The following is a 13711-nucleotide window of genomic DNA, read 5'->3' on the forward strand; positions in this document are numbered from 1 at the left end:
ACGGGTGAGCAAGCCCCGCATCGCCAACGTCCTCGCAGGTCGGTACGCCTCCACCGAACTGGCCACGCTCTGGTCCGCCGAGCACAAGATCGTCCTGGAGCGCCGGCTGTGGCTGGCCGTCCTCCGCGCCCAGGCGGGCTTGGGGATCGACGTGCCCGCCGGTGCCGTCGAGGACTACGAGCGGGTCGTCGAGCAGGTCGACCTGGCGTCGATCGCCGACCGCGAGAAGGTCACCCGGCACGACGTGAAGGCGCGCATCGAGGAGTTCAACGCCCTCGCCGGCCACGAGCACGTGCACAAGGGCATGACCTCGCGCGACCTCACCGAGAACGTGGAGCAGCTCCAGGTGCTGCGCTCGCTGGAGTTCGTGCGCGGCAAGACGGCCGCCCTGCTCGCCCGCCTCGCCCGCCTGGCCGCCGAGTACACCGACCTGGTCATGGCCGGCCGGTCGCACAACGTCGCCGCGCAGGCCACGACGTTGGGCAAGCGGTTCGCCACGGCGGCCGACGAGGTGCTCGTCGCGTTCCGCCGGCTCGAAGAGCTGATCACGCGCTACCCGCTGCGCGGCATCAAGGGCCCGGTCGGCACCGCGCAGGACATGCTCGACCTGCTCGGCGGCGACGAGGACCGGTTGGTCGAGCTGGAGCAGGCCGTGGCGTCGCACCTGGGCTTCGAACGCGTGCTGACCAGCGTCGGCCAGGTCTACCCGCGGTCGCTGGACTTCGACGTCGTCTCCGCGCTCGTGCAGCTCGCGGCCGGGCCGTCGTCGCTGGCCAAGACCATCCGGCTGATGGCCGGCCACGAGCTGGTGACCGAGGGCTTCAAGGCCGGCCAGGTCGGGTCCAGCGCCATGCCGCACAAGATGAACACGCGGTCATGCGAGCGGGTCAACGGGTTCGCGGTGATCCTGCGCGGCCACCTGGCCATGGTCGGCGAGCTGGCCGGCGACCAGTGGAACGAGGGCGACGTGTCGTGCTCGGTGGTGCGCCGGGTCGCGCTGCCGGACGCGTTCTTCGCGTTCGACGGGCTGCTGGAGACGTTCCTGACCGTGCTGGACGAGTTCGGCGCGTACCCGGCGGTGGTCGGCCGCGAACTCGACCGCTACCTGCCGTTCCTGGGCACGACCAAGGTGCTGATGGCGGCCCTGCGCGCGGGTGTCGGCCGGGAGACCGCGCACCAGGCGATCAAGGAGAACTCGGTCGCCGTGGCGCTGGCCATGCGCGAGCAGGGCGCCGGGAACGACCTGCTCGACCGGCTCGCCGCCGACGACCGCCTCCCGCTCGACCGGGCCGGGCTCGACGCGCTGCTGGCCGACCGGCTGTCGTTCACGGGCGTGGCCGAGCGCCAGGTCGCGGACGTGGTCCGGCAGGTCGAGGAGGTCGTCGGCCGCTTCCCGGAGGCGTCCGGGTACGCGCCCGCGCCGATCCTGTAGCCACCGTGCGCAGGCTCTGGGTCGACGACCTGCGCCCGGCGCCCGACGGGTGGCTGTGGGCGAAGACGAGTGCCGAGGCCGTCCGCGTGTTCGAGGACGGCCCGGTCGACGCGGTGTCGTTCGACCACGACCTGGGCGGTGACGACACCACGCGTCCCGTCGTGCTCTGGTTGTGCGAACGGGACGTGTGGCCACCGGTCGTGCACGTGCACACGGCCAACCCGGTCGGCCGGGACTGGCTGGTCGGGATGAGCCGGCGCTACGGGCCCGGGGTCACGGCACGTCCGGCTTGAGGGTCCCGCGTGTCGTCACGGTTCGACCCACCTGAGGCGACCCCGGGTGCCCGGCGCGCAGGTCAGGTCCCGGCCCGTCGGGTCGACGCCGGGTGCGCCCTCGTCACCGCACGGCAGGCCCTCCAGCGCGATCACCGTCGGGTCGGGGCGCGGCAGCGGGGTGGGTTCCACCGTGGTGGTCCGGGCGACGACCGGCCGGGCGGTGGTCGTGACGACGACCGGCGGCTCGGGCGGGTCCGCGGTGGTGGTGGTCGTCGTGGTCGTGGTCGGCCGCACCGAGATCGCGGTGACCCGGGGCACGGGCACGCTCGACGACGTGCTCGGCCGCGGCGGTGGCTGGGGTGCGGCTTCGGGTGTGCCGCAAGCACCGCACAGCAGTAACGCGAGGATGACCGTCGTGATCCTGGGCACGCCGTGCAGAGTAGGGCGTTGCGCCGAACGGTCTACAGTCGCCCGGCGTCCACGATCCGGGCCAGGAACCGGCGGGTCCGCTCGTGCTCGGGATCGCCCAGCACCTGCTCCGGCGGTCCCTGCTCGATCAGACGACCGCCGTCCAGGAAGCACACCCGGTCGGCGACGCGGCGGGCGAACCCCATCTCGTGGGTGGCCATCAGGATCGTCCGCCCCTGTTCGGCCAGTTCCCTGACCAGTGCCAACACCTCGCCGACCAGCTCGGGGTCCAGGGCGCTGGTGATCTCGTCGAGCAGCAGCAGGCGCGGGTCGTAGGCCAGCGAACGCGCGATCGCCACGCGTTGCTGCTGGCCGCCGGACAGTCGGTCCGGGTAGGCGTCCGCGCGGTCGGCGAGCCCGACCCGGTCGAGCAGGTCCCGCGCCCGGCTTTCGGCGGTCTCCCGGGCGACGCCGTGCACGTGCCGGGGCGCGAGCGTGACGTTGTCCAGCACGGTCATGTGCGGGAACAGGTTGAACGACTGGAACACGACGCCGATGCCACGCCGGGCCACGTCCGGGTCGACCCGGGGGTCGGACACGTCCACGCCGTCGAGCAGCACCTGCCCGTCGTCGATCTCCTCCAGCAGGTCGACGCACCGCAGCAGCGTCGACTTGCCCGAACCGGACGGGCCGATCAGCACGACCACCTCGTGCTCGTGCACGTCCAGGTCGATCCCGTCCAGCGCGGTGCGGTCGCCGTAGCGCTTCACCAGGCCGCGCACGCCGAGAACCGGGTTCACCGGGCGCCCTGCCGGGTCGCCGCGCGGCGCGTCACCGCGTCGGCCAGCCGCGCCGACGGCACCGCGAGCAGCACGAACAGCAGGCCCGCGACCACGTACGGGGTGAAGTTGTACGAACGGGCCTGCTCGATCTGGGCCGCGCGCACCGCGTCGACCGCACCCAGCACGGAGATCAAACCGCAGTCCTTCTGCATGGCGACGAAATCGTTGAGCAGCGCGGGCGTCACGCGGCGCACGGCCTGCGGCAGCACGACCAGCCGCAACGTCTTGCGCCGGCCCAACCCGAGTGAACGGGCCGCCGCGAGCTGCGACGGGTGCACGGACTCGATGCCCGCGCGGAACACCTCGGCGACGTACGCGGTGTACGTGAGGATCAACGCGATGCCGCCGAGCACCACGTAGTCGTTGGGGATCCCGGTCAGCCGCAACGCGGGCAGGCCGAAACCGACCAGGTACAGCGTGATGATCAACGGCAGGCCGCGGAACAGGTCCACGTACGCCGTCGCCAACGCGCGCACCGGGAACCACATCGGGCCGGGCAGCGTACGCAACGCGGCCACCACCAGCGCCAGCACGAGGATGATCGCGCCGCACACGACGAGCACGCGGACGTTGAGCCACAGTCCTTCGAGGACGCCGGGCAGCGCGCGCCACGCCACGTCCGCGTTGAAGAACGACTGCCGGACCCGCGGCCAGCCGGGCGAGCCGGTGACCGCGAACCAGGCGACGACGGCGAAGGCCACCGTGGACAGCAGGGCGACCACAGTGGACCTTCGCGCGCGGGAGCGCTTGTACGCCAAGCGCTCCCGTCCGACGTCGCTCGTCACTTCAGCTCGGGAGCCGTGCCCTGGGCCGCCAGCCACTGCTGCTCGATCTCCTTGAGCTTGCCCTTGCCGCGCAACGTGTCCAGGGCCATCGACACGCAGCCGGTCAGCGGGCTGTTCTTGTCCAGCACGATGCCGAAGTGCTCGCGCCGACCCTGGCCGCCGGGCACCTGGCCCAGGATCGCGGCATCGGTCAGCTCGGCGGAGGTCACGTACAGCGCGGTCGGCAGGTCCAGCAGCAGCACGTCGATCTGACCGGCGGTGAGCGCGGCCTTGGCGTCGTCGTTGGTGTTGTAGACCGCGACCTGCTGGGACGGCACGATCCGGGTCGCCGCGTCGAAGCTGGTCGTGCCGACCTGGGCGCCGATCTTGTACTGGGCCAGGTCGGCGAGCGTCTTCACGCCCGCGGCCTTGCCGGTCTTGAGCGTGACCGCGGCCTGCGCGACCTCGTAGTACGACGCGGAGAAGTCGACGGCCTGGCGGCGTTCCTCGGTCATCGAGAACTGGTTGATGTCCGCGTCGTAGGTCTTCTTGCCCGGCTGGATCGCCGCGTTGAACGGCACGCGGGTCCAGACGACCTCCTCCTTGGCGTAACCGAGTTCGCCGGCGACCGCGTAGGCGATCGCGGACTCGAAGCCCTTGCCGTTGGACGGGTCGTCGTCGACGAACCACGGCGCGTACGCGGGCTGGTCCGTGCCGAAGGTGATCTTGCCCGCGGTCAGGGTCGCGAGCTTGTCCTTCGTGCAGGGCAGACCGTTGACCAGGGTCTGTGAGGGCGGACCGGCCTCGTCGGCCGGAGCGCAGGCGGCGGCGAGCAGGGCAGCCGCGGCGATGAGCAGGGGAGCACGCATGGGGGCATCTTGCCCCAGGGTGGGATGCGCTGCCCATGAGCTGGGAACGGTTACGCTGCGGCCCGTGCCTACACTCGCCGACTACCCCGTCGTCGCCACCGGCAAGGTCCGGTCGATCCACGAGGTCGACGACGACCTGCTGCTGTTCGTCGCCTCGGACCGGATCTCCGCGTTCGACCACGTGCTGTCGACCCCCATCCCGGACAAGGGGCGGGTGCTGACCGCGATGAGCGTGTTCTGGTTCACGCAGCTGGCCGACGTGGTGCCCAACCACCTCGTGGCGTGGGACGACGCGCGGATTCCCGAGGAGGTGCGGGGGCGGGCGCTGCTCGTGCGGAAGCTGCGGATGCTCCCGGTGGAGGCCGTGGCCCGGGGGTACCTGACGGGATCGGGGCTGGCCGAGTACCGGGTTTCGGGGTCGGTGTGCGGGGTTTCCCTGCCCGCTGGTCTGTCGGAGGCGTCCGAGTTGCCGTCGCCGATCTTCACTCCGGCGACCAAGGCGGCGGTCGGTGAGCACGACGAGAACGTGGATTTCGCGCACGTGGAGTCTCTGCTGGGCGCGGACCTGGCCGCGCGCGTCCGTGACATGACTTTGGCCGTCTACGAGGCCGGGCGGGAATTGGCCCGGTCGCGCGGGGTGATCCTGGCCGACACCAAGTTCGAGTTCGGTCTGGCTCCCGATGGCACGCTCGTGCTGGCCGACGAGGTCCTGACGCCCGATTCTTCGCGGTATTGGCCTGCCGAGGGGTATTCGGCGGGGGTGGTTCAGCCTTCGTTCGACAAGCAGTACGTCCGGGACTGGTTGACGTCTCCCGCGTCGGGTTGGGACCGGGCCTCCGATACTCCACCTCCGGCTTTGCCCTCGGATGTGGTCTCCGCGACCCGTTCCCGCTACATCGAGGCGCACGACCTCATCACCGGTTCCCCCTTCACCTCCTGGCCCTAGATTTCGCGAGTTATGCGTTCGGACACCGTGAGTTGTGCGTTCAGGCACTGCGAAATGTGCACTCGGGCACCGTGAGTGATGTGTCGGGTACGGGGTGTGCCTTGGTGTTCGTGCGATCCGCATCAAGGCGTCATCTCGCTGTCAGGCGGTCGCCATGACGGTGGGGCGCACTGGGGGCCATGGTCGCCCAGCTCGCGGTTTCGCTGTCCGGCATCGGGCCCGCCGTGCTTGCCCGGTGTGTCGACCTCGCGCGGGAACTTGATCTGCGGGGTGTTCCGCTCTCCCTGCTCTTGGCGCCGCGCAAAGCCGTCGAAGGGGCGGCGTTGGACTGGGTGCGTGATCGGCTTTCCGGGCGGGACGTGCTGGTCATGCACGGGTTCGACCACAGTGCCGATCCGTACTCGCTGCGCCGGCGTGCCGAGTTCTCCGCTCTGCCCGCCCACGAGGCCGGGCTGCGGCTGGTTGCCGCTCGTGCCGCTCTGCACCGGCTCGGGTTGTGGACGGAAGCGTTTGCGCCGCCCGGGTGGCTTGCCTCGCCGGGGACGTTGGTGGCGTTGCGTCGGCATCGGTTCGCCGTGTGCGCGGACATGTCGGGTGTGCGTGATCTTCGTACGGGTGTCGTCGTGGCCGGGCGGGTGCGTCCGGTGGCCGAGCACTGGAGCTACCTGCTCGGTGTCGGGCGGGCCGCGCGGCGGGACGGGCTGGTGCGCCTCGGCGTCGACGCGGCCGGTCTGGACCGGCTCGCGACGCGCGAGGTGCTGCTCGAGGCCGTCGACCTCGCGCTGCACCACGGCGCGTCGCCGGTCACCTACAGCGCGACGGACTCGCCCTCCGGCAGCACCCTGAACTCGGCGCCTTCGGGTGCGGTCGCCGACAGGAACCCGTAGTACAACTGCGTGCGGGCGAGAAGTTTTTCGTGGATCGGGAATCCGAGTCGCGGCTTTACGGCGCCGAAGAAGTCCGTCGCGTCCGAGAGTTTCATCCACGGTGCGGCCACGGGCACGCCGAGCACGTCGACCCGCTGATCGGGCACGTACAGCGAGTCGCCCGGGTGGTAGAACGCGCCGTCGTCGACCAGGAAGCCGACGTTCGCGGGCATCCGCACGCTCGGGTGGATGTCCTCGTGCGGAGCGTCGAGCACGTCGACGCGCGTGCCGCCGAACTCGTGCACCTGTCCGGCCTCGGCGGTGGTCGCGTCGTCCAGTCCACCGGCCACGATCAGGCGTGCCGACGGGTTGGCCTTGCGCAGGCCGGGCAGTTTGTCCGCGTCGATGTGGTCGACGTGCTGATGCGTGATCAGGATGGCGTCGAGGTCGGTCAGGTCCTCGAAGCCGGCCGAGAACGTGCCCGGGTCGAACAGCAGGCGGGCGTCCGCCGTCTCGACGAGCACGCACGAGTGGCCGAAGTGGGTGAAACGCATGTGGACCTCCCTATCACGCCAGGGCCGTCAGGAGTCCGGCCTCCACGTCGGGCGGCAGGCCGGCGCGGCGGGGGCGGTCCGGGCCGAGGGACCGTTCGTACGCCAACGCGTCGACGGCCGTCTCGGCGGTCGGTCTTGTCCGGAGGCCGGCGGCGAGGGCGGGGCCGGGATCGCGGAACATCAGGGCGCGGTGCGAGGCGGGCAGCCACAGCGGCAGTGAACGCGGCCCGGACCACGGCGTGACGCCGTGCGCTTCGAGCACGTCGGTGGGCACGCGCACCAGCTCGGTGCCCTGCGGTGCGGTCGCCCCCGCGATCTCGCCGAGCACCAGGCTCAGCGGGTCGGCCGGTCCGATGCCGTCGAACGTGCCGGTGACCCGCCGCTCGGCCGCGTCGACGACCCAGGCCGCGAGGTCGCGCACGTCGACGTGCTGCGCGGCCTGGTCGGGCACGTCGGGCACGGCCACCCGCCCACCCCGGCTCAGCCTGTTCGGCCAGTAGCCGAACCGGTCGGTCTTGTCGCCCGGCCCGGTGATGAGTCCGGCCCGGACGATGAACGCGCGGTCGCCGCACGTGTCCCGCACCGCGTTCTCGCTGGCCACCTTCACCGATCCGTACCGGTCCGGCGACATGGGCGCCCCCGGGTCGTCCTCCAGCGGCGGCAGGGTGGTCCGGCTGCCGGGCGTGCCGTGGTCGGCGTAGACCGAACAGCTCGAGACGAACGTCCAATGCGGAACGTGCCCGAGCACCCGCAACGCGTCGCGCACCCAGGTGACGGACATGGTCGCCACGTCGACCACCGCGTCGACGTCGATGCCGCGCAACGCGTCCAGCCCGGTGTTCCGGTCGACGGGCACGTGCACCGCGCCGTCGGGCACGTTCCCGGAGACACCGCGTGCCGCGCACACCACCTCGTGTCCGCGCCGCACGCCTTCGGCGGCCACTGATCCACCCAGGAAGACCGTCCCGCCGAGCACCAGCATCCGCATGATCCCCACAGTGGCGGCGGACCACCCGACACGCCAGTGCGTACGCCCACAGCGAACATCGAACACACGTTCGGGTGGTGCGCGTCAAGACGAAGATCGGCTAAGCCGATATCCGCACGTGAGCGTGCATGCTTTTGTGGACGAATCCCGCCGGAACGACACGTACTACCTGGCAGCGGCGATCGTCGACCCGAAAGACCTGACCGTCCTGCGCAAGCGCCTGGGCGGGCTGCTTCTCCCCGGTCAGTACGAATTGCACTTCAAGAAGGAGATGCCGAGTCGGCGGAAGGAGATCCTGTCCCGACTGGTCGAGTGGCAGGCCAAGGCGGTGATCCACCAGGCGTCCTGCGGGCGTGACGTCGAAGCGGCCCGGCAGGCGTGTGTGGCCCGACTCGCCGAGGATCTGATCGACGTGAACTGCGTGCGGCTGGTCCTGGACTCCAGGGAGGAGCGGGATGTGTTCGACATGCGGACCATCCGGACGACGCTCGGCAAATACCCGAGAGCCTCAGGGTTCATCTACGAACACATGTCCAGTACGCGGGAGTCGCTGTTGTGGATCGCTGACGCGGTGGCGTGGTCGCACGGTGCGGGAGGCGATTGGGCCCGGAGGGTGCGGCCGGTCGTCGAGGAAGTGGTGTGGGTCGACATCCGACCCTGAACAGCGCGAAACCCAGCCGTCGACCGTCCGGACGTTGACTGGGTTCACTTCCCCGGCTTACGGGCCGAAGCTGGGATCAGGTTAGCAGAGGGGACGGTCGAAACGGGCGGCACGATCGGGTGAACTCGTGCCCTCCGCCACCTGTGAACTCGATGAACACCCAGCTCAGGTAGGCTTCGCCGGTACCGCCAGCCCTCCTACCTTGGAGCAGCCTGTCGTGGCCCGAGTCGTCGTCGACGTCATGCCGAAGCCCGAAATCCTCGACCCGCAAGGACAGGCGGTGGCCAACGCGCTGCCCCGTCTCGGGTTCGACGGAGTCGAAACCGTCCGTCAGGGCAAGCACTTCGAGCTGGAGGTCGCCGACGACGTCGACGACGCCACGCTCGCCAAGATCGCCGAGACGTTCCTCGCCAACCCCGTCATCGAGGACTGGGTCGTGCGGCGGGTCGAGGCATGAGGGTCGGGGTCATCACGTTCCCCGGCACGCTCGACGACGTCGACGCCGCCCGCGCGGTCCGCTACGCCGACGGGGAGGCCGTCCCCCTCTGGCACGCCGACCACGATCTCAAGGGCGTCGACGCGGTGATCGTGCCCGGTGGCTTCTCGTACGGCGACTACCTGCGCTGCGGTGCCATCGCCCGCTTCGCGCCGGTCATGACCGAGGTGATCGAGGCCGCGAACAAGGGCATGCCGGTCCTGGGCATCTGCAACGGCTTCCAGATCCTGGCCGAGGCGCACCTGCTGCCCGGCGCGTTGATCCGCAACCACAAGTTGCACTTCGTCTGCCGCGACCAGTGGCTGAAGGTCGAGAACAACGACACCGCGTGGACCACGCGCTACGACAAGGGCGCCGAGATCCTCGTGCCGCTCAAGTCCGGCGAGGGCGGCTACCAGGCCGACCGGAACACGTTGGACGAGCTGGAGGGTGAAGGCCGCGTCGTGTTCCGCTACGTCGGCGACAACCCCAACGGTTCGCGCAACAACATCGCCGGCATCACGAGCGCCAACGGCCGCGTGGTCGGGCTCATGCCGCACCCGGAGCACGCGATCGACGCGCTGACCGGGCCGACGGACGACGGACTGGGCATGTTCCTGTCCCTGCTCGACGCGGTGGTGAACGCGTGACCGACACCGTCAAGCACGCCGAGTCCACTCCGGACCAGGAGCAGCCCTACAAGGAGCTGGGCCTGAAGGACGACGAGTACGCCCGCATCCGCGAGATCCTCGGCCGCCGGCCGACGGACGCGGAGCTGGCCATGTACTCGGTGATGTGGAGCGAGCACTGCTCCTACAAGTCGTCCAAGGTGCACCTCAAGTACTTCACCGAGACGACCACCGACGAGATGCGCTCGAAGATGCTCGCGGGCATCGGCGAGAACGCCGGCGTGGTCGACATCGGCGACGGCTGGGCGATCACGTTCAAGGTCGAGAGCCACAACCACCCGTCGTACGTCGAGCCGTTCCAGGGCGCGGCCACGGGCGTGGGCGGCATCGTGCGCGACATCCTCGCCATGGGTGCCCGTCCGCTGGCCGTGATGGACCCGCTGCGGTTCGGTCCGGCCGATGCGCCGGACACCCGCCGCGTGCTGCCGGGCGTGGTCGCGGGTGTCGGCCAGTACGGCAACTGCCTGGGCCTGCCCAACATCGGCGGCGAGGTCGTGTTCGACGCGACGTACGCGGGCAACCCGCTGGTCAACGCGATGTGCGTGGGCTCGATGCGGGTCGAGGACCTGCACCTGGCGCACGCGTCGGGCACCGGCAACAAGATCATCCTGTACGGCGCGCGCACGGGCCTCGACGGCATCGGCGGCGTGTCCGTGCTGGCGTCGGAGACGTTCGACGACACGGCCGGCAAGCGCAAGAAGCTGCCGAGCGTGCAGGTGGGCGACCCGTTCACCGAGAAGGTGCTGATCGAGTGCTCGCTGGAGCTGTTCCGCGAACGCCTCGTGGTCGGCATCCAGGACCTCGGCGGCGCGGGCCTGTCCTGCGCCACGAGCGAACTCGCCAGCGCCGGTGACGGCGGCATGCGCGTCCAGCTCGACCGGGTGCCGCTGCGCGCGTCGGGCATGACCCCGGCCGAGGTGCTGTCCAGCGAGTCGCAGGAGCGCATGTGCGCGGTCGTGCGACCCGAGGACGTGGACGCGTTCATGGCCGTCTGCGCCAAGTGGGACGTGATCGCGACCGAGATCGGCGAGGTCACCGACGGCGACCGCCTGGTGATCACGTGGCACGACGAGGTCGTGGTGGACGTCCCGCCGCGCACGGTCGCCCACGAAGGCCCGGTCTACCACCGCCCGGTGCAGCGCCCGGACGACCAGGACGCGCTCCAGGCCGATACGCCCGACCAGCTCGCCCGCCCGGCCGCCGACGAGGTCCTCGACCTGGTCAAGCGGATGGCCGCGTCCCCCAACCTCGCGTCCCGCGAATGGGTCACGCAGCAGTACGACCGGTACGTGCGCGGCAACACGGTCCTGGCCCAGCCCGCCGACTCGGGCATGATCCGGATCGACGAGTCCACCCACCGGGGCGTCGCCCTGGCCACGGACTGCAACGGCCGCTACACCCGGCTCGACCCGTACACGGGCGCGCAGCTCGCGCTGGCCGAGGCGTACCGGAACGTGGCGACCACGGGCGCGACCCCGGTCGCCGTGACGAACTGCCTGAACTTCGGTTCGCCCGAGGACCCGGCCGTGATGTGGCAGTTCGAGCGGGCCGTGAAGGGCCTGGCGGACGGCTGCGCGCAGCTCGGCATCCCGGTGACCGGCGGCAACGTCAGCTTCTACAACCAGACCGGCTCGACCGCGATCCTGCCGACGCCGGTCGTCGGCGTGCTCGGCGTGATCGACGACGTCCGCCGCCGCATTCCCACGGGCATCGGCGCCGAGGCGGGCGAGACGCTGTTGCTGCTCGGCGAGACGCACGCCGAGTTCGGCGGCTCCGAGTGGGCGCACGTCGTGCACGGTCACCTCGGCGGCCTGCCGCCCAAGGTCGACCTGGCCCGGGAGAAGCTGCTCGGCGAGATCCTCGTGGCGGGTTCGCGCGACGGCATGCTGTCCGCCGCGCACGACCTGGCCGAGGGCGGTCTGGCCCAGGCGCTGGTCGAGACGTGCCTGGTGGGGGAGGTGGGTGCGCGGATCTTCCTGGCGGGCGACGCGTTCACCGAGCTGTTCAGCGAGTCCGCCGGCCGCGTGCTGGTGGCCGTGCCGCGCACCGAGGAACTGCGGTTCACGGACATGTGCACGGCGCGTGGTCTGCCGTGGCGCAAGGTCGGCGTGGTCGACCCCGAGTCGAAGGCGCTGGAATTCCAGGGCCTCGGCGAGCTGGGGCTCGACGAGCTGCGCGCCGCGTGGTCGGGCACGCTGCCCGCGCTGTTCGACTGACGGGACACGGGGTGGTCGGGCGACCGACCACCCCGCCGGTCAGCCGTCGGCCAGGGCCTTGAGCCGGTCCTGTGCGCCGTTGAACCTGTTCTGGTCGATCGGCGACGACGTGTACTGCCAGAACGTGTGGACGTTCCACCGGTACGGCAGCGTGCCGACGCTCGACGAGTACCGCGCGACCCACAGCGGGTTGGTGGAGCTGAAGTCGCCGGATACGCACTGGTTCCACCAGTTCGTCGACGTGTAGATCACCGGCCACCGCCCGGTGCGGGCGCGGTAGCGGTCGCTGAACGCCTTGATCCACGCCGTCATCGCCGTCTTGCCCAGCCCGTAGCAGGTGGCGCCGTACGGGTTGTACTCCATGTCCAGCGCGCCGGGCAGGGTCTTGCCGTCACGCGACCACCCGCCGCCGTTGTCCACGAAGTAGTCGGCCTGTGTCGCGCCGGACGATTTGTCGGGCAACGCGAAGTGGTACGCGCCGCGGATCATGCCGACGTTGTAGGACCCGTTGTACTGCTGGGCGAAGTACGGGTTCTTGTAGCTCGTGCTCTCGGTCGCCTTCACGTAGGCGAACCGTTTGCCCTGCCCCCAGTAGGTGCTCCACGCGACGTTGCCCTGGTGGCTGCTGACGTCGACGCCCTCGACCGCGGCCTGCGCGGCGGGTGCGGCGAACCCGGTGGCCACGCCTTCGTGCTTGACGATCTGCGAGCCCATCGCGTGGTCGACGACGGGCGCGGCGGTGGCGGCGGTGCCGACTAACGCCAGTCCGGCGCAGGAGACGAGCACGGCGGCGACGCGGGCGAGTGGTCTCATTTGCGGTACTCCTCGGAGCAGGTTCGGCGGTGCCCGGGAAGTGTGCCGATCACTTCACCGGGGCAACCAGTGGAATGGTCGTTTGTTCACCGGGGCGCCTCACCCGGCGGCGATGCGGGTGAGCTGGTCGTGCGTGCCGTTGAAGAGGTTCTGGTCGCCGGGGAACAGGCCCGCCGCCTGCCACTGCCAGATGGTTTCGTAGTCCCAGCCGTTCGGCAGGTCGCCCAGTACGTCCGTGTAGTGCGCGACCCACAACGGGTTCGTCGCTCCGAAGGAGACGGACGTGCCGACGCACCGGTCCCACCAACTCGTGGACGTGTAGATCGTCGGGAAACGCGACGTGCGCTCGGCGACGCGGTCGCTGAACGCCTTGACCCACGCGCCCATCGCGTTCTGGTCCAGGCCGTAACACGTGTCCCCGTAAGGGTTGTACTCCAGGTCCGCGGCGCCGGGCAGCGTGCGGCCGTCCGCGTTCCACCAACCCCCGTTGTCCACGAAGAAGTCCGCCTGCTCGGCGCCGCCGGACCGGTCGGGCAGCGCGAAGTGGTACGCACCGCGGATCATGCCGACCGCGTGCGCGCCGTCGTACTGCTGGTGGAAGTTCGGGTTCTTGTACGTGGTGCCCTCGGTCGCCTTCACGTACGCGAAGCGCGCGCCGTCGTCCCACGGCCGCTGCCAGTCCACGTCGCCCTGATGGCTGCTGACGTCCATGCCCGGCACGGAACCCGGCGTGTAGGCGGGCGGCCCGTCCGCACGTGCCGACGTGCCCTCGTGCTTCCGGATCTGCGAACCCGCGTAGTGGTCGGCGGACCCGGCGGGCAGCGCCGACGCGGCCGGTGCGAGTGGTGCGGTGAGCGACAGCGCGGCGACAAGAGCGGTCCAGGTGCGGGTGCTCACGGCGCCCCCCGTTCGG

16 protein-coding genes are annotated in these 13711 nt (G+C 70.6%); 8 read left to right on the forward strand and 8 right to left on the reverse strand.

Annotated features, from left to right (window positions below; all coding sequences use genetic code 11):
* Positions 1-4: 4 nt before the first annotated feature.
* Together purB and F4559_RS34085 are read left to right on the forward strand one after the other, a co-directional pair.
* Entirely contained in the window at positions 5-1432 is a 1428-nt protein-coding gene (gene purB, locus F4559_RS34080) for an adenylosuccinate lyase (RefSeq protein WP_184675212.1), read from the forward strand.
* Between the two features lie 5 nt (positions 1433-1437).
* The gene (locus F4559_RS34085; RefSeq protein ID WP_184675214.1) at positions 1438-1725 is read left to right on the forward strand and encodes a cyclic-phosphate processing receiver domain-containing protein; all 288 of its coding nucleotides are present in this window, start codon (positions 1438-1440) and stop codon (positions 1723-1725) included.
* 15 nt (positions 1726-1740) lie between these two features.
* Here F4559_RS34085 and F4559_RS34090 read toward each other — a convergent pair whose 3' ends face one another.
* The 4 genes from F4559_RS34090 to F4559_RS34105 are packed head-to-tail and all read right to left on the reverse strand — an operon-like array spanning position 1741 to position 4590.
* Entirely contained in the window at positions 1741-2136 is a 396-nt protein-coding gene (locus F4559_RS34090) for a hypothetical protein (protein ID WP_184675216.1), read from the reverse strand.
* A 32-nt stretch (positions 2137-2168) separates the two neighbouring features.
* Positions 2169-2915, reverse strand: coding sequence for an amino acid ABC transporter ATP-binding protein (locus tag F4559_RS34095; protein WP_184675218.1), 747 nt, complete (start codon positions 2913-2915; stop codon positions 2169-2171).
* Positions 2912-3742 carry an amino acid ABC transporter permease gene (locus F4559_RS34100; RefSeq protein WP_312865969.1) on the reverse strand — a complete coding sequence of 277 codons (831 nt, stop codon included), beginning with the start codon at positions 3740-3742 and terminating at the stop codon, positions 2912-2914. Before F4559_RS34100 ends, F4559_RS34095 begins: the two co-directional genes overlap by 4 nt.
* Positions 3739-4590 (reverse strand): ABC transporter substrate-binding protein, encoded by an 852-nt coding sequence (locus F4559_RS34105; RefSeq protein WP_184675222.1) that lies wholly within the window; start codon positions 4588-4590, stop codon positions 3739-3741. The genes F4559_RS34100 and F4559_RS34105 overlap by 4 nt, the downstream gene beginning before the upstream one ends.
* Before the next feature lie 64 nt (positions 4591-4654).
* Here F4559_RS34105 and F4559_RS34110 point away from each other — a divergent pair, with 64 nt between their 5' ends.
* Together F4559_RS34110 and F4559_RS34115 are read left to right on the forward strand one after the other, a co-directional pair.
* Complete coding sequence (locus F4559_RS34110) at positions 4655-5536, forward strand: phosphoribosylaminoimidazolesuccinocarboxamide synthase (RefSeq protein ID WP_184675224.1); 882 nt, start codon at positions 4655-4657, stop codon at positions 5534-5536.
* 179 nt (positions 5537-5715) lie between these two features.
* On the forward strand, positions 5716-6423 hold the full coding sequence (locus F4559_RS34115) for a DUF2334 domain-containing protein (protein WP_184675226.1): 708 nt from the start codon (positions 5716-5718) through the stop codon (positions 6421-6423).
* Here F4559_RS34115 and F4559_RS34120 read toward each other — a convergent pair.
* Together F4559_RS34120 and F4559_RS34125 are read right to left on the reverse strand one after the other, a co-directional pair.
* Positions 6345-6956 (reverse strand): MBL fold metallo-hydrolase, encoded by a 612-nt coding sequence (locus tag F4559_RS34120; protein ID WP_184675228.1) that lies wholly within the window; start codon positions 6954-6956, stop codon positions 6345-6347. The genes F4559_RS34115 and F4559_RS34120 overlap by 79 nt on opposite strands.
* 13 nt (positions 6957-6969) lie before the next feature.
* A complete protein-coding gene (locus F4559_RS34125) occupies positions 6970-7944 on the reverse strand; it encodes an NAD-dependent epimerase/dehydratase family protein (RefSeq protein ID WP_184675230.1) in 975 nt (324 codons plus the stop codon).
* A 136-nt stretch (positions 7945-8080) separates the two neighbouring features.
* Between F4559_RS34125 and F4559_RS34130 the strand changes: the two genes are divergently transcribed.
* The 4 genes from F4559_RS34130 (at position 8081) to purL (ending at position 11985) form a co-directional block, all read left to right on the forward strand.
* Positions 8081-8605, forward strand: coding sequence for a hypothetical protein (locus F4559_RS34130; protein WP_312865970.1), 525 nt, complete (start codon positions 8081-8083; stop codon positions 8603-8605).
* A 217-nt stretch (positions 8606-8822) separates the two neighbouring features.
* A complete protein-coding gene (gene purS, locus F4559_RS34135; RefSeq protein WP_184675240.1) occupies positions 8823-9062 on the forward strand; it encodes a phosphoribosylformylglycinamidine synthase subunit PurS in 240 nt (79 codons plus the stop codon).
* On the forward strand, positions 9059-9730 hold the full coding sequence (gene purQ / locus F4559_RS34140; protein ID WP_184675243.1) for a phosphoribosylformylglycinamidine synthase subunit PurQ: 672 nt from the start codon (positions 9059-9061) through the stop codon (positions 9728-9730). The genes purS and purQ overlap by 4 nt, the downstream gene beginning before the upstream one ends.
* Entirely contained in the window at positions 9727-11985 is a 2259-nt protein-coding gene (purL, locus tag F4559_RS34145) for a phosphoribosylformylglycinamidine synthase subunit PurL (protein WP_184675245.1), read from the forward strand. The genes purQ and purL overlap by 4 nt, the downstream gene beginning before the upstream one ends.
* Before the next feature lie 39 nt (positions 11986-12024).
* Here purL and F4559_RS34150 read toward each other — a convergent pair whose 3' ends face one another.
* Positions 12025-12798 carry a lysozyme gene (locus F4559_RS34150; protein WP_184675247.1) on the reverse strand — a complete coding sequence of 258 codons (774 nt, stop codon included), beginning with the start codon at positions 12796-12798 and terminating at the stop codon, positions 12025-12027.
* A 99-nt stretch (positions 12799-12897) separates the two neighbouring features.
* Positions 12898-13695 (reverse strand): lysozyme, encoded by a 798-nt coding sequence (locus F4559_RS34155; protein WP_184675249.1) that lies wholly within the window; start codon positions 13693-13695, stop codon positions 12898-12900.
* Between the last annotated feature and the right edge of the window lie 16 nt (positions 13696-13711).

The organism is Saccharothrix violaceirubra, assembly GCF_014203755.1.
Taxonomy (GTDB): domain Bacteria; phylum Actinomycetota; class Actinomycetes; order Mycobacteriales; family Pseudonocardiaceae; genus Actinosynnema; species Actinosynnema violaceirubrum.

Bases quoted from the DNA above. Each gene is read 5' to 3' on its own strand.
- purQ (WP_184675243.1), top strand. From the start codon at position 9,059: ATGAGGGTCGGGGTCATCACGTTCCCCGGCACGCTCGACGACGTCGAC.
- F4559_RS34105 (WP_184675222.1), bottom strand. From the start codon at position 4,590: ATGCGTGCTCCCCTGCTCATCGCCGCGGCTGCCCTGCTCGCCGCCGCC.
- F4559_RS34115 (WP_184675226.1), top strand. From the start codon at position 5,716: ATGGTCGCCCAGCTCGCGGTTTCGCTGTCCGGCATCGGGCCCGCCGTG.
- F4559_RS34120 (WP_184675228.1), bottom strand. From the start codon at position 6,956: ATGCGTTTCACCCACTTCGGCCACTCGTGCGTGCTCGTCGAGACGGCG.
- F4559_RS34150 (WP_184675247.1), bottom strand. From the start codon at position 12,798: ATGAGACCACTCGCCCGCGTCGCCGCCGTGCTCGTCTCCTGCGCCGGA.
- F4559_RS34125 (WP_184675230.1), bottom strand. From the start codon at position 7,944: ATGCGGATGCTGGTGCTCGGCGGGACGGTCTTCCTGGGTGGATCAGTG.